At 57.2% G+C, this 21,629-nt stretch carries 15 protein-coding genes; 8 read left to right on the top strand and 7 right to left on the bottom strand.

The window, feature by feature from the left end:
* The first annotated feature begins 113 nt into the window (after positions 1-113).
* On the top strand, positions 114-1,034 hold the full coding sequence (locus AC6I8F_RS20900; RefSeq protein WP_498028811.1) for a LysR family transcriptional regulator: 921 nt from the start codon (positions 114-116) through the stop codon (positions 1,032-1,034).
* Here the strand turns inward: AC6I8F_RS20900 and AC6I8F_RS20895 are convergent.
* Complete coding sequence (locus AC6I8F_RS20895) at positions 1,024-2,718, bottom strand: thiamine pyrophosphate-binding protein (RefSeq protein WP_498029013.1); 1,695 nt, start codon at positions 2,716-2,718, stop codon at positions 1,024-1,026. The genes AC6I8F_RS20900 and AC6I8F_RS20895 overlap by 11 nt on opposite strands.
* Before the next feature lie 144 nt (positions 2,719-2,862).
* Positions 2,863-3,903: a tyrosine-type recombinase/integrase gene (locus AC6I8F_RS20890; protein WP_498029012.1), complete on the bottom strand. Its 1,041-nt coding sequence runs from the start codon at positions 3,901-3,903 to the stop codon at positions 2,863-2,865.
* A 575-nt stretch (positions 3,904-4,478) separates the two neighbouring features.
* On the opposite strand from AC6I8F_RS20890, the gene AC6I8F_RS20885 reads away from it, so the two are divergent.
* The 4 genes from AC6I8F_RS20885 to AC6I8F_RS20870 all read left to right on the top strand — a co-directional run bounded on the left by AC6I8F_RS20885 (position 4,479) and on the right by AC6I8F_RS20870 (position 9,340).
* On the top strand, positions 4,479-5,462 hold the full coding sequence (locus AC6I8F_RS20885) for a DUF1852 domain-containing protein (RefSeq protein WP_132463844.1): 984 nt from the start codon (positions 4,479-4,481) through the stop codon (positions 5,460-5,462).
* Positions 5,463-5,489: 27 nt separating this feature from the next.
* Positions 5,490-6,518 carry a methionine synthase gene (locus AC6I8F_RS20880; RefSeq protein WP_211727145.1) on the top strand — a complete coding sequence of 343 codons (1,029 nt, stop codon included), beginning with the start codon at positions 5,490-5,492 and terminating at the stop codon, positions 6,516-6,518.
* A gap of 349 nt (positions 6,519-6,867) precedes the next feature.
* A complete protein-coding gene (locus tag AC6I8F_RS20875; protein WP_150360275.1) occupies positions 6,868-7,251 on the top strand; it encodes a hypothetical protein in 384 nt (127 codons plus the stop codon).
* Between the two features lie 31 nt (positions 7,252-7,282).
* Positions 7,283-9,340, top strand: a complete 2,058-nt coding sequence (locus AC6I8F_RS20870) for a pyrroloquinoline quinone-dependent dehydrogenase (protein ID WP_498029019.1) — start codon at positions 7,283-7,285, stop codon at positions 9,338-9,340.
* A 133-nt stretch (positions 9,341-9,473) separates the two neighbouring features.
* Here the strand turns inward: AC6I8F_RS20870 and malG are convergent, their stop codons facing one another.
* Genes malG through malE form a run of 3 tightly spaced genes read right to left on the bottom strand, consistent with a single transcriptional unit; the run spans position 9,474 to position 13,155 of the window.
* A complete protein-coding gene (gene malG, locus AC6I8F_RS20865; protein WP_058759158.1) occupies positions 9,474-10,364 on the bottom strand; it encodes a maltose ABC transporter permease MalG in 891 nt (296 codons plus the stop codon).
* A gap of 9 nt (positions 10,365-10,373) precedes the next feature.
* Positions 10,374-11,906: a maltose ABC transporter permease MalF gene (gene malF, locus AC6I8F_RS20860; protein WP_141495996.1), complete on the bottom strand. Its 1,533-nt coding sequence runs from the start codon at positions 11,904-11,906 to the stop codon at positions 10,374-10,376.
* A gap of 58 nt (positions 11,907-11,964) precedes the next feature.
* Positions 11,965-13,155 carry a maltose/maltodextrin ABC transporter substrate-binding protein MalE gene (gene malE, locus AC6I8F_RS20855; protein ID WP_164861076.1) on the bottom strand — a complete coding sequence of 397 codons (1,191 nt, stop codon included), beginning with the start codon at positions 13,153-13,155 and terminating at the stop codon, positions 11,965-11,967.
* Positions 13,156-13,516: 361 nt separating this feature from the next.
* Between malE and malK the strand changes: the two genes are divergently transcribed.
* From malK to malM, 3 genes are all read left to right on the top strand, one after another.
* Positions 13,517-14,626: a maltose/maltodextrin ABC transporter ATP-binding protein MalK gene (gene malK, locus AC6I8F_RS20850; protein WP_127834897.1), complete on the top strand. Its 1,110-nt coding sequence runs from the start codon at positions 13,517-13,519 to the stop codon at positions 14,624-14,626.
* 41 nt (positions 14,627-14,667) lie between these two features.
* The gene (locus AC6I8F_RS20845; RefSeq protein WP_127834896.1) at positions 14,668-15,969 is read left to right on the top strand and encodes a maltoporin; all 1,302 of its coding nucleotides are present in this window, start codon (positions 14,668-14,670) and stop codon (positions 15,967-15,969) included.
* Positions 15,970-16,083: 114 nt separating this feature from the next.
* Complete coding sequence (gene malM, locus AC6I8F_RS20840) at positions 16,084-16,995, top strand: maltose operon protein MalM (protein WP_166710327.1); 912 nt, start codon at positions 16,084-16,086, stop codon at positions 16,993-16,995.
* Between the two features lie 94 nt (positions 16,996-17,089).
* Here malM and malQ read toward each other — a convergent pair whose 3' ends face one another.
* Together malQ and malP are read right to left on the bottom strand one after the other, a co-directional pair.
* On the bottom strand, positions 17,090-19,159 hold the full coding sequence (gene malQ, locus AC6I8F_RS20835; protein ID WP_498029011.1) for a 4-alpha-glucanotransferase: 2,070 nt from the start codon (positions 19,157-19,159) through the stop codon (positions 17,090-17,092).
* 8 nt (positions 19,160-19,167) lie between these two features.
* Positions 19,168-21,570 carry a maltodextrin phosphorylase gene (gene malP / locus AC6I8F_RS20830; protein ID WP_166710323.1) on the bottom strand — a complete coding sequence of 801 codons (2,403 nt, stop codon included), beginning with the start codon at positions 21,568-21,570 and terminating at the stop codon, positions 19,168-19,170.
* Positions 21,571-21,629: the final 59 nt, after the last annotated feature.

The following is a 21,629-nucleotide window of genomic DNA, read 5'->3' as shown; positions in this document are numbered from 1 at the left end:
ATTCCAGCCTCAGCGGCGTTATGGGGATCAATACGGCGAATTGCTATGCCATATCGGCTAAATTGTGATTCACTGACGTATCTATTGTCAGATTATGCGTGAGAAGCGCAGTCATGAAGCCAACACTGAATCAGCTAATGAGTTTTTGTACCGTGGCAGAAGTGGGGAATATAGGCCGGGCAGCAGAAAAGCTGAATATTTCGCAGCCACCGCTAAGCAGACAAATAGCCCAGCTCGAACGCGATGTGGGTGCGAAACTGTTTACCCGTAATGCCAAAGGCATGAAACTTACCTTTGCCGGCGAGCAATTCTTAAAAGATGCTTACGCTGTATTAAGAATGATGCAGCAGGCGTGTAGTAATGTGCAGGCTGTTTCAGAAGGGCAAATGGGATTGATTAAGCTGGGCGCAACCATGTACGCATCGTACAGTGTGGTGCCGCAACTGGTCATGAAACACAGAATGAATTATCCCAGTATTGATCTGCAATTCCAGGAAATGATCCCGACCGGGTTAAACGCTGCGCTGGAGGATGGGCGGCTGGACGTTGCGATCAGCTTTTCGGAAGTCACCAGCTCCGCGATTAACTCGCTGGTGTTATTGCGTGAACCGTTAATCGTCGCGCTTCCTGCGGATCATCCCCAGGCCAGTGTTGAAAATTTCACTCTGGAAACGCTGGCTAATGACCCGTTTATCATTGTGCCTCGCCCTATGTCGCCGCTGCTTTATGACAGAATTTTTAATCAATGTCTGAAAGCCGGCTTCAGTCCACATATTGGCGTTGAGGTTTCCGTCCAGCAAACCATCGTTAATTTCGTCGCTCATGGATTAGGGGTGGCCATCATCCCGGCAAGTATGGCGACGGCGCAGATAAGAGGCATTAATTATCGGAAAATTGCGGACGCAAATACCATCGAAAATATCCTGATGTGGTCTTCTGATAATAAAAATCCAGCGCTGGAACACTTTGTTAACCAATGCCATGCCCTCGCAGAGGAGTTAAGCACGGCATCGGATACCCGCATCAGTCCTTAGCAATCACGATTTCGATCAGGCTGGGTTTACCGCTGGCGATAGCCTCCTCGACAGCCGCAGCGATCTGTGAAGCCACCTCAATCTTACGCGTTTTCAGCCCCAGCGCGGTGCCAAGTGCCTGATAGTCAATCACCGGATCTACCAAATCCATGGCGATAAAGCGATTGGTTTGCGCCGAGGTATAATCATCTTTAGACCGCATAAAGTTCTTAAGAACATTATATTCAGTATTGTTCATCACAATAAAGGTTACCGGCAATTGCTCATGGGCGGCGGTCCACAGCGACTGAGGCGAATACATTGCCGCACCATCCCCAACAAAACAGACAACAGGGGCTTTGCCCAGTCCGAGGGAATACCCCACTGCAGCGGGGATACCCCAGCCCAGACCGCCACCGCGCATAAAAGCATATTGATCTGCTCTGTTACTCGACAGCGATCTACGCAGCGATTGTGAGGTCGCAATGGCCTCGTCAACAATTGTTATATCCGGACCAATAGCGCGCGCGGCCTCAAATGCGGCGATCAATGGCGTGATCTTCGTGGCCGACTGCTGCTCTTGTACCGACTGTAATAAGTTCTCTTTAGTTTGTTCGAACTGTGCTGCCGCAGCCGCGAAACGACGCTGATAATCCGGGCGATTATGCGCGGTAGCCTCTTTCAGCTCAGGTAGCAGCACCGCCAGCGATAATTTAATATCGCCGAGAGTTGAGAGCTCGCTACGATAAGTTCGTCCCAAATCGCCGGCATCAGCTGAGAGCTGGAACACTTTACAATGCTCCGGCACGGCACGCCCCTCGGTGTAGAGGATGGTGATGAGCGATTTACCGCCGAGCGCAAAGATTGCATCGTATTGATCAAGCGCTTTGGCAATGTCTATCGCCTGAGTAGAGAGATTGCCTCGCCACAGAGGATGCGCGGTGGGATACGGAATCCGATTCGGCCAGGTTGAGCCATAAACGTCAGCGGCCAGCAACTCAGCCAGTGCGACAACTTCCGCAGCCGCGCCGCTTTGATGAATCTCATCGCCGGCAATAATCGCGACCTTGCCGGGGGTGAAGGCGGCTAACTTTTTGGCTAACAGCGGCAGTGAACCTGCGACCGCTTTACGATCAACGTTAGACGGCGCGCCGATGTCAACGGAACTCATGGCTTCCATCACATCCATCGGCAAAGAGAGGAAAACCGGGCCTTTGGGCGCAGCGTCCGCATCATGAAAAGCACGGCGAACCAGGATTGGCAGCTGGTCAACGCTGGTGACTTCCTTCGACCATTTGGAAAAAATCTTACCCATACTCACTAAATCCCCCAACAGCAGGGGATCGGTGATGCTGTGGCGTAAATCCTGCTGGCCAGCCGTCACCACTAATGGCGTTTGCGAGCAAACCGCATTGTGCAGATTGCCCATGCCGTGTCCCAGACCACCGGCCGTGTGCAGATTGAGAAAACCAGGCTTACCGGCAGCCTGCGCGTAACCATCGGCCATCGCAACCGCACTGGCTTCCTGCAAGGCAAGCACATAGTTGATGTTGGGATTTCTGAGCAGGGCGTCCATGAACGGTAATTCAGTCGTACCTGGGTTACCGAACACATACTCAACGCCTTCGCTCTCTAACACTTCCAGCAGGACATCACCACCGCGGCGTACCGGGGTGTCGTTTAATTTTGCAATTGGTTTATTCATCGTTGTTCACCTCTGACTATCGGTTAATAATCCGCCAGTTTCCGGGCTGAATTTATCTTAGAAGCAGGGTGAGCGTTGATTCCAATACTAAGATTGGCCGGTTTGATACCCTAAAAGGTATGGCTATGAAGCAAAGCCGCGTGATTAAAGGTGCCCATTCATCAAATCCACCATCGCCCCGGCATGCGCATCAACGTGGCGAATATAGCGCATCACCGTTTCCGGCTTCTTCCAGGTGCCTTCCTGCATGATCTGCGCGGTGCTGTACTTATTGCTGGCCATGTCGATGGCGGCACCGACCCGGGTGCTATGTCCCGACCAGCCGCGATAGCGATTCTTATTGGGTTGCACGCCGGTGCCCGGTCCCGCTTCACGCCAGGCGCGGACGAAAATATCCTCCAGCGCGCGAGTCGAGAGCGGTTTATCGCAGACAATCTGCGCCTGGTTGGCGCGGTGCACCGGGCCAAAAATGAACGCGTCGGGTTCTGCGATCAGCCCGGATACCACCAGCCATTCGGTCAGCCGTTGTGATGAGAGATCGCCGAGTGCCTTAATCAGTCCCCCGGTCATCACAATGGTTTTGGTCCAGGCGACATCAAGAATGATACGGCCATCGGCCGAACGCGAAATGTCACGCACCCGCAGGCGGCTCAATTCACTAATGCGTAATAGCGTGGCGTAAGCTACATGCAAAAATGCCAGATCGCGCTGTTTCTGCAGGCGATCAGAGCCCGCCCAGCGCTGATCCAGCTTAAGTAAATCCCGAATGCGAAAGGGGATGGCCTGGCCGGCACGTTCACCGGCTATCACCGCGCTGCGATTGATTTTTTTCACCGCGCGGAACACCAGCGGCGAAACATTGGGCGGCACCAGACCGGCGTTACGGTGTAACATGGAAATTAATGCCGCATGAGTCGCGATGGTAGAAGAGGCGCGTCCCGATGCCTGAAGCCACAGCAGGTAATCACGCAGATCGGCAGGATCCATCGGTAAAAATTGCCGGCCATGTTCAGTCGCCCAGCGGCTGCCGATCCGCATAACGCTCAGCAACTGTCGCCACGTGTTATCAGAAAACGCCTCTTTATCACTGACAAATTCTCTCAGGCGTTCAGCAATATCCTCATCAGCACTGTGCATCAGGGCCGGGCTGGCGGTAATCCCGGGCAGGGTGTCCGTTTTACTCATTAATTTATGATGTCGCTACGTGAATTCTGTGCATGTAGCAGGGTCATCACCCGCCAGATTTAACGTAGCGGTGCCGGTTTTTTATGCACGGCGTGGAGCAGACACACTGCCTCATGTTAACCAAAGGTGATGATCCTGCGGATCCTGACTTCATATAATGCCAATTATATGAAGTCAGCTATTCTAACCGCTCAAAATCTGGATGGATAGCGGTAAAGGGGATGGAAAACGGTGATGGTGAAGTTTTTTCAACTGACAACCGCGCCGTCAGCTGACAGGCTAAGGGTTGCCAGCTCAATGGTTCAGATTAGCGCCTGATTTTGCAGGTTTTTCGCCCAACCTTTGCTTACTTTCCCTTAGCGCGAGCCTGGTGCAGGCAACATGAAGTTAGCTCATCTTGCTTTGAAATTTAATCACTTTTCCTCATGCAGGGACTCTGGCATAACTAAGGTCATGTTAAATATTTTCGACAATATGACCACTGCTGAATTTGCAAACCTGTAAACGTTTTGAGAACTCCGATAAAGGAGAGAACAGCGTCAGGTTGCAAGCAGAAATCAGGATGCCCGCTCGCGATGAAAAATGATTTTACCTTTAGTATAAAAAGCACGCGCTTCGATGAGAATTACAATCCCTCCAAAGATACGCGCATTACCACCAATTTTGCCAACCTGGCGCGCGGCAGCAATCGTGAAGAGAATCTGCGCAACGCGCTGATCATGATGAACAACCGTTTCAATTCGCTGGCGAACTGGGACAACCCCAAAGGCGATCGCTATGCGATTGAACTGGATATCATCTCTGTGGAGATGAATCTGGGTGCAGGCGGCGAGGGTAAAAGCTTCCCGGCCATTGAGATCCTGAAAACCAATATTGTTGATAAAAAAACCAGTGAGCGCATTGAAGGGATCACCGGCAACAACTTCTCTTCCTACGTGCGTGATTATGATTTCAGCGTTTTGCTGTCCGAGCATAATAAAGATCGTTCCGGTTTCAGTATTCCGGATGACTTCGGCGTGCTGCACGGCAATATTTTCCGCCATTTTGTCAACTCAGAGACGTATAAGGCCAACTTCCGCAAAGCGCCGGTCATTTGCCTCAGCGTTTCCAGCAAAAATATTTACCGTCGTACCGGTAATCAGCATCCGGTGCTGGGCATTGAATATCAGCAAAATGAATCTTCATTGACCGATCTCTATTTCGCCAAAATGGGACTCAGGGCGCGCTATTTCATGCCGGCCAACAGCGTGGCGCCGTTCGCCTTCTACTTCGCCGGTGATTTGCTCAGTGATTACAGTAACCTGGAGCTGATCAGCACCATCAGTACCATGGAAACCTTCCAGAAGATTTACCGCCCGGAGATTTACAATGCGAACTCACCGGCGGGCATTGAATATCAGCCAGACCTGTATCATCAGGATCACTCGCTGACCAAAATTGTTTACGATCGCGAAGAGCGTACCCGCCTGGCGATTGAGCAGGGTAAATTTACCGAAGAGCAATTTATTAAGCCTTACCACAGCATTCTGAAACAGTGGTCTGATCATTTCGCTCTTTGATTAACGAATAAATAAGGTTATTGATTAATGAAAACATTATTACCGACGTCAACGGCTGGCAGCTTACCAAAACCTTCCTGGCTGGCGCAGCCAGAGACATTATGGTCGCCGTGGAAATTGCAGGGCGATGAGCTGATTCAGGGCAAACAGGATGCGCTGCGTTTATGTCTGGACGACCAGCAGCAGGCTGGTATTGATATCGTCAGCGACGGCGAGCAAACGCGCCAGCACTTCGTCACCACCTTTATAGAGCACCTTAACGGCGTTGACTTTGAAAACCGCAAAACGGTGCGCATCCGTAATCGTTATGATGCCAGCGTCCCCGGCGTGGTGGGCGAAGTGAGCCGGCAGAAACCGGTCTTTGTTGATGATGCCAAATACCTGCGTCAGCTGACGCAGCGTCCAATCAAATGGGCGTTGCCGGGCCCGATGACCATGATCGACACGCTGTATGACGATCACTATAAAAGCCGTGAGAAGCTGGCGTGGGAATTCGCTAAAATTCTCAACCAGGAAGCGCGCGAATTAGAAGCCGCTGGCGTTGATATTATTCAGTTTGACGAACCCGCCTTTAACGTCTTTTTCGACGAGGTGAATGACTGGGGCATTGCCGCCTTAGAACGCGCCATCGAAGGACTTAAATGTGAGACCGCGGTGCATATTTGCTACGGCTACGGCATCAAAGCCAACACCGACTGGAAGAAAACGCTGGGTACCGAGTGGCGCCAGTATGAGGAGATCTTCCCTAAACTGCAGAGTTCTGGCATTGATATCGTTTCGCTGGAGTGTCAGAACTCACGCGTTCCGATGGATTTGATTGAACTGATTCGTGGTAAAAAAGTCATGGTTGGCGCGATTGATGTCGCCACCAACACCATCGAAACACCGGAAGAAGTGGCTGCCACGCTGCGTAAAGCGCTGCAGTTTGTTGATGCCGATAAACTTTATCCAAGCACCAACTGTGGCATGACGCCGCTGTCACGTCAGGTCGCATATGGCAAACTGCAGGCATTAAGTGCCGGTGCAGAAATTGTGCGTAAAGAATTGCTGGGCTAACACGTAACGCCTTATTGGTCTCTTACTCAGTCCGCAGGGTTTAAATATCCTGCGGACTGAGCGTTTGTAATTAACTTCCCTGCCTGACTCGCTGGCCTCGCTAAATAATCCTGTAAAACACCCGGCGGCCACGGTCATAAATCCCCCATTTATACCGGATTCATTCTCTGCCTCTAATCCGGCGGGCAGCCTGAATATCATCGTCTATACTCAGCAACGCGAAGTGATATATGCCGCTGCTTTTCACGCTGCGCTGGCGTTAATTCAACCAGCCTGTGTGAACAACAGCCGCATTGACTCATCAGTACACGCTTTTTTCTGTGCTTTCATCCTTTAGGGACTTCCTGGTATGTTGCAATCTCAATCCTCCCGTTTGGGCAGTTTACTGCTGCTGCTGGCGGCACTCATCGGCTTTGCTGTCGCGTTGTATGCCTGGCTCACGCCACTCACCGGTGTTACCGGCACCATTGGCGCGCTGGGCGTCGCCATTGCCAGCGTCGTCCTGGCGGTGCTGACCTTTCTGCTGCGCGCGGCCACCGGCCGTGCCGGGCGCATTTTCCTGATCGTCATCACGCTGCTGCTGCTATGCGCGATCGGTTTTGCTGCCGCGCTGCTGCATCAGGGGATCATTACGCTGGCGATGATCATCGGCCTGATTGGTCTGATTATGCTGGCGCGCAATCCGGCGCATCGCGTTCGCCACGCCACTGCACAAGGAGCTAACCGTGCATAATGAAAAATACATTCCGCTGCTCAAAGTCGGCATGACCGCCCTGGCGCTGCTGATGGTACCTGCCACGCTACGCGCCGAGGATAAAGCCGCTGAGGCGTCGATGGGTACGCAGGAGAAACTCAACGTGGATGCGGCCGATCAGCAGGCGCCCGGCACCACGCACGCCACTGATGATGTCTCCAGCGGCAAGCGCGACGGCGAGAAAGTGGCCTCTGCCAGCCAGCCGGCCACGCCGCTGGTGCCCTCCACGGCGACGTGGGACAGTTTTCACGGCCAGCTCAACGCGCAGAAATACAGCCCACTGAAACAAATCACTGCTGACAACGTCAGCAAGCTGAAAAAAATCTGGGAGTTTCACACCGGTGACGTTTCGGATGGCAAGGGCGACACGCCAGCGACCGTCTGGTCCGCCACGCCAATTTTTGCCAACGATACGCTGTACATCGGCACGCCATTTGATCGGCTGATTGCGCTGGATCCGGGCACCGGCAAGGAGAAGTGGCACTACGATACTAAATCGCCACGTCAGGCGCTGACCCAGCCGGTACTGAAAAATCGTGGCGTCTCTTACTGGCAGGCGAAAAATCCGCAGGCGGGTCAGGCCTGCCAGAAAATCGTTTATATGGGCACCGTTGACGGCAAGCTGTACGCACTGGATGCCGATTCCGGCAAGCCGTGCGAAAACTTTGCAGATAAGGGCGTGCTCAACGTCAATCAGTGGAATACGGTTAACGCTAAATTCCCGCTGTCCCTGCTCCAGCCGCCGACGGTGGTGGGTGATCACCTGATCGTTGGCTGGGCGGGCAAAGACTGGGCTTACGCAGAAGCGCCGCCGGGCACGGTGTTTTCAATCAACGCGCAGACCGGGGCACGTGAATGGACTTTTGACGCCATCCCGGCCAGCATTCGCCAGCGCACCGGTACGGCTAACGTCTGGACCCACATGTCGGCCGACGAAGCGCATGGCCTGGTTTATCTGCCGGTGTCATCACCTTCGCCAAACTACTGGGGCGGCAACCGCGTCGATCCAATTCCGCTCGGCACCTCCACGACTGCGCTGGATGTGAATACCGGCAAAGTGGTGTGGTCGCGACAGTGGGTGCATCATGATGTGTGGGATTACGACATCAACTCAGCACCGACGCTGATGGACATTACCGTGAACGGGAAGCAGATTCCGGCGCTGATTCAGGCCACCAAGCAGGGTTTCCTGTTTGTGGTCAATCGCCTGACCGGTGAAGATGTCTGGCCGATTGAGGAGCGTCCGGTGCCGCAGGGCGATGGTTCAGTGCAGGGCGAGAAACTGTCGCCAACCCAGCCATTCCCGACCAAACCGGCACCGCTGCTGGATCAATCCAAAAAACCGGCGATCTGGAAGCTGGCCGATATTGTTGGCGCCGGTCAGTGCTCACGCCTGTGGGACAATCTGAGCTATGACGGCATGTACACACCACCAACCACCCAAGGCGAAGGCGCACTGACCTATCCGGACAGCGCGGGCGGCGTGCAATGGGGCGGCGTGGCGTTCGATCCGCAAAAACAGATCGCCATCGTGAATACTTCGCACATCGTGCAATACGTGAAGCTTTACAGCCGCGCCGATTACGACAAGGCCGATAACGGCTCGGGTAACGAGAGTGGTTTCGCCCCGCAGGAAGGCGCGCCTTACGGCCTGCGCCTGATGGTGGCGAATAACTGGCTAGGCATGCCGTGCTGGCAGCCGCCGTTTGGCGAGATTGTTGCGCTCGATATGCACACCGGTGATGTGAAATGGCGTCGACCGGTCGGCGCGTCGCAGCAGTACGGCTTCTTCATGCCGGAAAGCTGGGGCTCGCCAACCATTGGCGGTCCGGCAGTCACCGCCGGCGGCGTGATCTTTATCGGTGCCTCAATGGATGCCAAAGTACGCGCCTATTCACTGGATAGCGGCGAAGAGCTGTGGTCCGATCAGGTTGAAGCGCCCGCAGTTGCCAACCCCTCGGTGTATGAATACAAAGGCCGGCAGTATGTTGCCTTTGTCGCCGGTGGTAACACCATCCTGAAGGATCAGGTGGGCGATCAGGTGGTGGTTTACGCACTGCCGGAATAACCCAGCGCAGTAAACCAACAAAGTGGGGCCACGGTGCCCCACTTTTTTATGCCTGCAATAAAAACGGCGGCCATTGGCCGCCAAAACCTCAACAGGTGGTTGCCGTTGAGGAAGCAGTGGTACTGATGAATCTTTAACCTTTTACACCGCCCGCCGTCAGCCCGCTCACCAGCCAGCGCTGTGCCAGTAAAAACACCAGCGTGATGGGAATGGCGGACAGCACCGCCGCCGCCGCGAAATCGCCCCACAGATAGTTCTGCGGATTAAGATACTGTTGCATCCCGACCGCGAGGGTATAGCTGTTGACGTCGCGCAGCAGCAGCGAGGCGACCGGTACTTCGGTGACCGCAGCGATAAACGCCAGGATAAACACCACCGCGAGGATTGGCACCGAAAGCGGCAGCAATACCAGACGAAACGCCTGCCAAGGCGTGGCACCATCCAGCGCCGCCGCTTCCTCCAGCGAACCATCGATGGTTTCGAAATAGCCCTTAATGGTCCAGACGTGCAGTGCGATACCGCCCAGATAGGCGAAAATTACGCCGCCGTGGGTATTGAGGCCGAGAAACGGCAGATATTGCCCCAGCCGGTCAAACAGCGCATAAAGCGCCACCAGCGACAGCACCGCCGGGAACATCTGAAAAATCAGCATGCCCTTTAGCAAACTGGCGCGACCGGCGAAGCGCATGCGGGCAAACGCGTAGGCGCAGGTGGTCGAGAGCGCCACAATCCCCAGCGCGCTGATGGCGGCGATCTTCACTGAATTCCACAGCCACAGCAGCACCGGGAAGGGCGGCGGCGTCACGCGACCATCGGCATGGGTGACGCTGAACCCGAGCGCCAGCCGCCAGTGTTCCCATGAAATCTGTTCCGGGATCAGACTGCCGGTGGCGAAATTGCCGCTGCGTAGCGAGATGGCAATCACCATCAGCAGCGGGAACAGAATTGCCGCGATAAACAGCAGCAGCAGCAGGTGCGTCAGCAGCAGACGCAGCTTCTGCGATTTCGGTTGTACCATGGCCATAACGTCTCCTTAATCAAACTTCATGCGTAGCGCTTTCAGGTTAATTACCGCCAGCGCACCGACCAGCAGGAAGATCAGCGTGGCGATGGCTGCCGCCAGGCCGAAGTCCTGACCGCCGCCGCCCTCAAAAGCGATGCGCCAGGTGTAGTTGACCAGCAGATCGGTGTAGCCCGCCGGCGTAGTGGTGCCGAGTCGATCGGGGCCACCATTAGTCAGCAGCTGCACCAGCACGAAGTTATTGAAGTTAAAAGCAAAGCTGGCGATCATTAGCGGCAATAGCGGTTTCAGCAGCAGCGGCAGCGTAATCAAAAAGAAATTCTGCAGCGGCCCGGCGCCATCCATCGCGGACGCTTCATAAAGATCGTCCGGGATCGCCTTGAGCAAGCCCATGCACAGGATCATCATGTAGGGATAACCCAGCCAGGTATTGACGATCACCAGCATGGCGCGCGCCAGCGTCGGATCGCTGAACCACGCTGGCTTGAAGCCAAACAGCGCATTGAGCATGACGTTGATTTCGCCAAAACTCTGGTTAAACAGCCCCTTGAAAATCAGTATCGAAATGAATGCCGGTACCGCGTAGGGAAGAATCAGCATCACGCGATAGATGGCCTTGCCCCGCAGCGCTTCCCACTGCACCAGACACGCCAGCACCATGCCCACCGCGACCGTCAGCAGCACGGTCAACAGCGAAAACAGCATCGTCCAGCCAAATATCGCCAGGAACGGTTTCTGGATGCCCTGATCGGTGAACACGCGGGCAAAGTTTTTCCAGCCCGCGCCAACGGTAAAGCCGGGGCTGAGCTGTTCGCTGGCCCAGCTGCCATCTGCATTGATCTGCTGATAGAACCCCGTGTCCCGGTTGGCCTGATAGCGAGCACCGTTTTGCTGATTTCTCAGCTGTCCCGGTGCGTCCAGCACATACAGCGGCCGCGTGCCGGAAAACTGGCGCAGCGAACTCATCACCAGCTCGCGACCGTCCGGCAGTCGGGCAGTTAACTGACTCAGCGCCTGACGGTTTTGGGTGATGATTTTTAAGCTGGCGCGCGCGGTGGCGGGCAGCGCGGCTGGCGTGAGGCTGAGCTGTTGTTCACCACCCAGCGTAAACGGCACAGACAGGAAGCTGTTTTCGCCCGAGCTGAGCGCCAGCTGCCAGCGATCGCCCTGCGGATAGAGCGCGAAGTTCATCGCGTCCCCGGCCTGATACTGGCGACTCAGCAGCACCTGCTGCGCGCGCGCCTCACTGAGCTGATTGGTGCTGCTGTAGTTGGTGAAGGCAATGGCGACGGTACAGGCCAGTGGAAACAGCACGAACAGCGCCATGCCGGCCAGTCCCGGATACACATAGCGCCAGGCATAGGCGCGCCGGTTGGTGTAAATCCACAGGCCTGCGGCGCTGACTACCAGCGTGACCAGCGCAAACAGGTATTCACCCTGAGCATACATCAGCACCAGAAGGTAGCCGACCAGCAGACAGCCGATCCCGACCAGCAGGCTGCGCAGCACCAGGCTGTGCCGTCTCTTTTGCGGTATTCCTGACATGATACGGTGTTCCTTAACAGCCAGTGGCGAGCCGACAGCCGTCGGCTCCGTAACAGCATTACTTATTGAGACGCGCCTGCGCATCCTTCAGCGCCGCATCGACGTTTTGACGACCGTTCAGTGCATTCAGCGTCGCGGTGCGCATCGCATACCAGAAGGCCGCCATCTGCGGGATGTTAGGCATGATATCGCCATTGCGCGCATTGTTCATGGTGGCGGCGATGCGCGCGTCTTTCTCCAGCGTTTGCTGGAAAGACTTCAGGGTGACCGCGCCCAGCGGCTTGTCCTTGTTAACCGCATTGAGACCGGCGTCAGTCAGCAGGTAATTTTCCAGAAACTCTTTGGCCAGCTCTTTATTAGGACTGGCCGCGTTGATGCCCGCGCTCAGTACGCCGACAAAGGTTTTGGTCGGCTTGCCGTTCAGCGTAGGTAACAGCGTAACGCCGTAGTTAATGCCGCTTTTGTCGATATTGCTCCACGCCCACGGACCGTTGATGGTCATCGCGGTTTGTCCTTTATTGAAGGCCGCTTCGGCAATCGAATAGTCGGTATCGGCATTAAGGATTTTGGCTTTCACCTGATCGACGAGGAACTGCATGCCTGCTTTCGCGCCGGCGTTGTCGACGCCGGTATCTTTCACGTCATAGCCGCTATCGGTCTTTTTGAAAGCATAGGCGCCACCGGCGGCCAGCAGCGGCCAGGTGAAATAGGGTTCCTGCAGGTTAAACATGATGGCGCTCTTGCCTTTGGCGCGCAGCTGCTTATCCAGCGCCGCCATCTCTTCCCAGCTTTTCGGTGGGGTGGGCAGCAGATCTTTGTTGTAAATCAGCGACAGCGACTCCACCGACACCGGATAGCCAATCAGTTTGCCGTTGAAGCGCACCGCATCCCAGGTAAACGGAAACAGTTTTTGCTGGAAGTTTTGATCCGGTGTGACTTCGGCGAGCAGCCCTGACTGGGCATAGCCGCCAAAGCGATCGTGCGCCCAGAAGATAATGTCCGGCCCATCCCCGGTCGCGGCGACCTGCGGGTATTTCTCTTCCATTTTGTCAGGGTGTTCGACCGTCACGCTGATACCGGTGTCCTGCTCGAATTTTTTGCCTACCTCGGCGAGGCCGTTATAGCCCTTATCACCGTTGATCCAGATGACCAGTTTACCTTCTTCAATTTTGGCCACGGCCGAAGCCGAAAACAGTACGGCCGTAAGGGCGGAAAGGGCCAGAACGCGTGCGCCGGTTTTCATTGTCATAACTCCATCCTGTTAGCGGAAGCGGAAATCACTAGTGGCATCATTGTGCGGCGTTATGCCATTTCCTCATCCTCCTGCGCTCTACGCCCAACGGCACTAAGCCGTGATCGCGCTTGCAAAACAGCGCCTTAATACGCGCTGGCGCACACTATTGACGCGTCAGCTCTGCGTGACAGCTCACAAAATTGCCGTGAACGTCGCGCCGGCGCGGCTGGCGTACGTGTACTCCTCCTCCCGCCTCATCCCCCAGTAAAAACCCACACGGTGGAGGATGTTGCGCCGTCTGCCCCTGCCCATAGTGGTCGCCGGAGTCTGCCTGCGGTGCTGCAGGCAAGCATGAGCCTGCGAAGAGGAAAGCATCATGGCGAGCGTTGCGTTACACCATGTCACCAAGGCCTGGGGCGATACTGAGGTATCAAAAGACATCAATCTGGAGATCGGCGAAGGGGAATTTGTGGTGTTCGTCGGTCCCTCCGGCTGCGGCAAATCAACGCTGTTACGCATGATCGCTGGCCTGGAAACCATCACCCGCGGCGATCTGCTGATTGGCGGTCAGCGCATGAACGATGTTCCGCCCGCTGAGCGCGGCATCGGCATGGTGTTTCAGTCTTACGCCCTTTATCCCCACCTTTCGGTGGCCGAAAACATGTCGTTTGGCCTGAAGCTGGCGGGCGTAAAGCGCGCTGAAATTCAGCAGCGCGTCAATCAGGTGGCGGAGGTGTTACAGCTGGCGCATCTGCTGGAACGGCGACCCAAAGCGCTGTCGGGCGGACAGCGGCAGCGCGTGGCCATCGGGCGTACGCTGGTGGCCGAACCGCGTGTGTTTCTGCTCGACGAGCCATTGTCCAACCTCGATGCCGCGCTGCGCGTGCAGATGCGCATTGAAATTTCACGCCTGCATAAGCGGCTGAAGCGCACCATGATTTACGTGACGCACGATCAAATCGAAGCGATGACGCTGGCCGACAAGATCGTGGTGCTGGACGCCGGTCGCATCGCCCAGATCGGCAAGCCGCTCGAACTCTATCACTATCCCGCTAACCGCTTCGTTGCCGGTTTTATCGGCTCGCCGCGCATGAATTTTCTGCCCGTCAAAGTGACCGCCACCGCCATCGATCAGGTGCAGGTGCGTTTGCCCAACGATCAGCTTGTATGGCTGCCGGTGGAGAGCGCCGGCGTCCAGATCGGCAGCAACATGTCGCTGGGTATTCGTCCGGAACATCTGCTCTCCAGCGACATCGCCGATGTCACGCTGGAGGGCGAAGTGCAGGTGGTTGAGCAACTCGGCCACGAGACGCAAATCCATATCCAGATCCCCGCCATTCGTCAGAACCTGGTGTATCGCCAGGAGGACGTGGTGCTGGTAGAAGAGGGCGCCCTGATGGGTATTGGCCTGCCGCCGGAGCGTTGTCACCTGTTCCGCGAGGACGGGAGCGCCTGCCGCAGGCTGCATCAGGAACCCGGTGTTTAGCCCTGCAAAACAATAAAAGCAATGACCTCAGGAGATAGAAAATGTTAACTCTGCGCAAACTTCCCATCGCGATTGCCATCGCAGCGGGTACGCTCTCCGCTCAAGCCATGGCGGTCGATTTTACGGGTTACGCCCGTTCGGGTATCGGCTGGACCGGCAGCGGCGGCGAGCAACAGTGCTTTCAGGCTACCGGCGCGCAAAGCAAATACCGTCTGGGCAACGAATGTGAAACCTATGCTGAACTGAAACTGGGCCAGGAAGTGTGGAAAGAGGGCGATAAAAGTTTCTATTTCGATACCAACGTCGCCTATTCCGTTTCCCAGCAGAATGACTGGGAAGCGACCTCACCGGCCTTCCGTGAAGCCAACGTGAAAGGAAAAAACCTGATCGATGCGCTGCCGGGTTCCACCCTCTGGGCCGGTAAACGCTTTTATCAGCGTCACGATGTTCACATGATCGACTTCTACTACTGGGATATCTCCGGTCCGGGTGCCGGTCTGGAAGATGTCGATCTCGGGTTTGGTAAGCTCTCGTTCGCTGCGACGCGCTCTTCCGAAGCGGGCGGCTCTTACACTTTCTCCAGTGACCAGATTCGTGATTACGCCACCAGTACCGCCAATGACGTTTTTGATGTGCGTCTCGCCGGCCTGGAAACTAACCCCAATGGCGTGCTGGAACTGGGTGTCGACTATGGCCGCGCCAACGCGCGTGACGGCTATCGCTTAGATGACGGCGCGTCGAAAGATGGCTGGATGTTCACCGCGGAACACACGCAGAGCATGCTGAAAGGCTACAACAAGTTTGTGCTGCAGTACGCCACTGATGCGCTGACCTCGCAGGGCAAAGGCCTGCCACAGGGCAGCAACATCAATAACAACGGCAAGATGTACCGCATCCTCGATCACGGCGCGATCTCGCTGGCCGATCGCTGGGATCTGATGTACGTGGCGATGTACCAGAACGTCGATCTGGATAACAACCGCGGAACCGAGTGGTACACCGTCGGCGTACGTCCTATGTACAAATGGACGCCGATCATGAGCACCCTGCTGGAAGTAGGCTATGACAACGTTAAGTCACAGCAGGTCAGCGAACGCAACGGCCAGTACAAAATTACCCTGGCGCAGCAGTGGCAGGCTGGCGACAGCATCTGGTCACGTCCTGCGCTGCGCCTGTTCGCCACCTACGCCAAATGGGATGAGAAGTGGGGCTACAGCAAAGACGCCTCCGGCGATATCACGTCGCTGGCCGCGGCGGACAGCAGCGGCAACGGTCTGTTCACCAACAGCCGTGGCGACAACGATGAGTGGACCTTCGGCGCACAGATGGAAATCTGGTGGTAAGGCGCTGCGCAGGTTAAGCAAACATCCGCCGTGCGTCAGACGCATGGCGTTTTCGGACAGCGGCGGCCATTGCCTGGTCCACGCCGCTGTCTGACAGCTTGTTGGGATATCACAATGAAAAAACATCTTATTGCCTTCTGCCTGAGCAGCGCGCTGCTGACCGGCGTCATTATGCCAGTCCAGGCCGACATCAATCTGGTACCGCAGGATCTTTCCGCGGCGCCGTCCATTCCCACAGCGCGGCTGCAGCAGCTCAGCTGGCAGCCGGTAGATGCTTCGCGTGCACAAACCACCACGCTGACACAAAGTGCAACGCCGCTGGATGTACGTGGCGTCACGGGGGCCATCGCGGCTTACAGCCTGCCTGCCAATCAGGGCGAGCTGACGGTTACGCTAAGCAGCGAGGTGGTACACAATCAGGTCTTTGCCCCTAATGTGCTGGTACTGGATGAAAACCTGCAGCCGGCCGCGTGGTTTCCGAGCCGCTTCTTTAGCTATCAGCAGCCCGGCGTGATGAGCGCCGACCGGCTGGAAGGGGTGATGAAGCTGACGCCGGTGCCGGGCCAGCAGAAAATCTATTTGCTGGTGTTCACCACCGACCAGGATTTAACCCAGACCACGACGCTGCTGGATCCAGCCAAAGCTTATGCCAAAGGCACCGGCCATGCGGTACCGGATATTCCCGATCCGGTGGCGCGTCACAGCCGCGACGGCAAAATCAAACTGAGAGTAGCAACCAGTTCCGGCTCGTCGATTCTGGTTGGCCCGTTGTTTGGCTCAGCCGCGCCTGCCGCTGTCACCGTTGGCAGCACCCGGCCGGCCATGGCCGCCACGACGGCGCGCGCGCCAGCGCCTGAACCGGCACCGCTGGTGAATGAGACGGAAAGCTATTTCAATCAGAGCATTCGTCAGGCGGTGCAACAGGGCAATATCGATAAAGCGCTGAAGCTGCTGGATGAAGCGGAGCGTCTGGGTTCGACCTCGGCGCGGCAAACCTTTATCAGCAGTGTTAAAGGCAAGGGGTGAAACTGCCCCGACAGTGCTGAGTTGCCCCACCTGGTGCGCTTCGGCGCACCTTTTTTATGGCACTCCGACCTGCACGCAGCAGGTCGGTTTCGTGCTACTTACGCTGACGCTGACGTGATTGTACCGCCGTCAGCAACGCATCGATTCTGTCATCTTCCGCCATCGCTTCCAGCGTTACGCTTAGCTTACGTCGCCAGTTGGGATACTGATCGACGGTGCCCGGCACATTGACCGGCAGTGCCATATCCAGCCACTCTTCCGGCTGCAAACCGAGCAGCGCACACTGGCTGCGGGCCAGATAGCGATGGATCGCCTGACTAAGCTGATGACTCATGCGTACGCTGGCCCGCCGGAAGCGGCGGCGCGGCGGCAGATCACCGCTGCGCAGCAGCGTGCGCAGCAACGCCTGTTTAGCCAGGCGCCGATCGCGATACAGGCCAGCGAGAATCGCCCGATCGGGGTAAAGCCCCAGCGCACTGCTCAGCCGCAAATCGTCACTTTGCCACCAGCCGCGCAGCGTCGGCATATCATGGGTGGTGGTAACGGCCATCGCCTGACGCGGCCACGCCGCGGGTGCGCGGAAGTGGCGCTGCGATTCCTGCTCAAAGTAGAGCACTTTGTAGGAGTACACACCGGCGTCGTGCAGTTTATCAACGATGGCTTCCGGCACGGTGCCCAGATCCTCGCCAATCACCATGCAACGATGGCGCTGGCTCTCCAGTGCCAGAATCGCCAGCAAATCATCCACCGGATAGTGCACATAGGCGCCGTGCGCCGCGCTTTCGTCCTTCGGTATCCACCATAAACGCAGCAGCGCCATCACATGGTCAATGCGCAGCGCGCCGCAGTCGCGCATGCTGGCGCGCAGCAGGGCGATCCATGGTTCATAGCCGCGCGCGGCCATCACCTGCGGGTCCATCGGCGGCAATCCCCAGTTCTGACCGAGCGGACCGAGGATATCCGGCGGCGCGCCAACGCTGGCGTCCAGGCAGTAAAGCTGCCGATCGCGCCAGGTTTCCGCGCCATCCGCCGCCACGCCCACCGCCAGGTCGCGATACAGCCCGATCGCCATCTGCTGCTGCTGACACAGCTGCCAGCAGGCGGCGAATTGCTCTGCCGCCAGCCACTGCAGCCACATGTAGAAACGCACCTCGTCGCTGTGCTCAATGCGAAACGCCAGCACTGTCGCACTGTTCGCCTGCTGCCATTCGGCCGGCCAGTGTTGCCAGCCATAGCCCGTGCCATCCTGCGCGCCGCGCGCCGCGTGCAGCGCATCAAACAGTCCCTGATGCAGCAGGCTGTCGCCCCCGGCACGCACAAACTCCGCAAACGCCTGCGCCTGTGCATCATCTGCCGTGCGCCGGCGAAACTGCTGCCAGGCAAGCCGCAGTCCCTGCAACTTAAGCCGGGTGACGGCAGTGTAATCCACCCACGCGGCGTCACGCGCTGCCCGAATCGCCTGCTGCGTCTCCTCAGCTTGCCACCAGGCCTGCGCCGCGTCGCTGAGGCCAAAATCTGCCACGGCGCTTACGTCGATATAGAGGATGTTGAGCCAGCGCCGGGAAGAGGGACTGTAAGGGCTGGCGCTCTCCGGTGCGGCAGGAAACAGCGCGTGCAGCGGATTGAGCCCGACAAACGCGCCGCCGCGCCGCGCGGTTTCAGCGATCATCTGCCGCAGATCGCCGAAATCCCCGATGCCCCAGTTAGCCGCAGAGCGCAGCGTATACAGCTGAATACAACTGCCCCACAGCGATTCGCCCGCCAGCAGTTTCGCAGGTTCGTAGCAGCGGCGGGGTGCCACAATAACCGGGCAACGGTGACACTGTAACTCTTGGGTCAATGTCAGCTGGTGATAACCGGCGGGCAACGCGGGCAACACCAATGCCTGACCCGGCTGGCAGCGCCCGGACCAGCTTTCGCCGCTTTCGCTCGTCAGCTGCCATTCCGCGTTGGCGTTGAGCAGCGGTGCCAGACTCAGTGGCTGTCCGACATAAAAAATCACCACCGGCGGCAGCGGTGCGGAGCCGTTTGCAGGGGCCTGCATCAGCTCAGCAAGACGCTGATGGGTAAGAGCAGAAATCTGCCGCGGTTTTCCGTGCGCATCAATATATTCCGCAGCAATAAGCGCGTCAGCACGGCGATCAAGAGCATCTTTGGGTTTCATGGCGTTCCTTAGCGGCTGGCCTGCCAGATACGTTGCTGATAGTCACGAATGGCGCGATCGGCACTGAACATGCCGCAACGCGCGGTATTGAGGATTGCGGCGCGCGTCCAGGCCTCAGGATCGGCCCACAGCGCTTCAACCTGCTGCTGCGCGTTGAGATAGTGGCGAAAATCAGCCAGTACCAGATAAGGATCGCCGCCTTGCGCGCCCAGGCTGTTGACCAGATCGCTAAACGCCGTGCGGTCGCCGTTACTGAAGGTGCCATCTTCCAGCGCGGTCAGCGCGCGATCCAGCTGCGCATCCTTGCTGCGCCAGTTCAATGGCGAGTAACCGGCCTGTTTCAGCGCGCTGACCTGCTCTACGGTATGGCCAAAGATGAAGATATTCTCTTCACCCACCTGCTGCGCGATTTCAACGTTGGCCCCATCCAGCGTACCGATGGTGAGTGCGCCGTTCAGCGCCAGCTTCATATTGCCGGTACCGGATGCTTCTTTGCCCGCAGTCGAGATCTGTTCCGAGAGATCGGCGGCCGGGATCAGGTGCTCGGCAACCGACACGTTGTAATCAGGGATAAAAACAATTTTCAGCCGATCGCCAACGCGCGCATCGTGGTTGATGGTTTCCGCCACTTTATTGATGGCGTAGATGATGTTTTTTGCCAGCGCATAACCCGGCGCCGCTTTGGCACCAAACAGCATCACGCGCGGAGCCAGATTGGCCTGCGGATCGCTGACCAGCGTTTGCCACAGCGCAATCATGTGCAGCAGCATCAGGTGCTGCCGTTTGTATTCGTGCAGCCGCTTAATCTGGACGTCAAACAGCGCATCAGGTTGAACCGCAATGCCGGTTCGGTCGGCGATCCACTGCGTCAGCGCCTGCTTGTTGTGCTGCTTAATGGCGCGATATTCGGCGCGGAAGGCGGCATCATCGGCGAACGGCGTCAGATCCTGCAGTGCATCAAGATCGTTAAGCCACGGACGCTGCAGCGTTTTGTTGATCAGCGCCGCCAGCGCCGGATTGCACTGGTTGATCCAGCGACGCGGCGTGATGCCGTTGGTGACATTGTGGAACTTCTCCGGCCACAGCGCGTGATACTCGGGGAACAGGTCCTGTACTACCAGCCGCGAGTGCAGCGCCGCCACGCCGTTGACCGCAAAGCTGCCGACCACGCACAGGTTCGCCATACGCAATTGCTGATCGTGCACCAGCGCCAGTTTTGACCAGATCGCCTGATTGCCCGGCCAGCGCGCCTCAACCTGCTGTTTCAGCTGCGCATTGAGCGTATTGATGATCATCACATGGCGCGGCAGCAGGCTACGCACCAGGCGCAGGTTCCAGCACTCCAGCGCTTCCGGCATCAGCGTGTGGTTGGTGTAGGCGAAGGTGCGCTGGGTGATGCGCCATGCGTCCTGCCAGCTAAGCTGGTGCTCATCCAGCAGCAGCCGCAACAGCTCCGGGATGGCCAGCGTCGGATGCGTATCGTTCAGCTGGATCACTTCATAATCCGCTAACGTTTCGATGGATCGTCCCGCAGCCTGATGACGGCGCAGAATATCCGCCAGCGTACAGGCACACTGGAAATACTGCTGCATCAGACGCAGCTTTTTGCCGGCCTGATGGTTGTCATTCGGATAAAGCACTTTGGTCAGTTTTTCCGCCTCAATGCCTTGTTGTTCCGCACGCAGAAAATCGCCGTTGTTGAAACGCTGGAGATCAAACGGACGGGCATGCTTTGCCTGCCACAGACGCAAGGGCTGCGTGATGCCGTTGCGGAAACCGACCACCGGCAGATCCCAGGCTTCACCCTGCACAACAAAAGCAGGCTGCCAGTGCGTCACGCCGTCAATGGTGGTCACACTGCCGCCCAGTCCGACCTGCACGTCAAGCGCCGCGTTGTGGCGAAACCAGGGATAACGATCGCGCTGCCAGTCATCCGGCTGTTCGTGCTGCGCGCCCCCGACAAAATGCTGGCGAAACAGGCCGTACTGGTAGTTCAGGCCATAGCCGATCGCAGGCTGGCCGGTGGTCGCCATCGCATCGAGAAAACAGGCGGCCAGCCGTCCCAGACCGCCGTTGCCCAGTGCCGGATCGGTTTCACGCTCCAGCACGTCACTCAGCGTCACTCCAGCTGCGGCAAGCGTCGCTTTGACGCCGTCGTACCAGCCGAGATTCAGCAGATTGTTGCCGGTCAGCCTGCCCAGCAGAAACTCCATCGACAGATAATTAACGTGGCGCTGTCCGCCAGCGGCCGGCTGCGCCGGTATATCCGCCAGCAGTTCGGCCAGCGCGCCGCTCAGCGCGTGCCACCACTGGTCGGGGCTCATTTCCTGCGCATCCGGCAGGCCAAAACGTTGCCTCTGGCGCACCAGCGCGGCAGAAAAACGGTCAGGGTCAAATGTGGGCAGTGCCATAGGGAAACTCCAGTCGAATAAATAGGGTTACAGGCAGTGTGACGCTGCCGCCAGGCGGC

The sequence above is a fragment of the gamma proteobacterium symbiont of Axiagastus rosmarus genome (assembly GCF_059730925.1).
The sequence above is the reverse complement of the archived record's forward strand: the minus strand, read 5'-3'. Positions and strand labels throughout refer to the sequence as shown.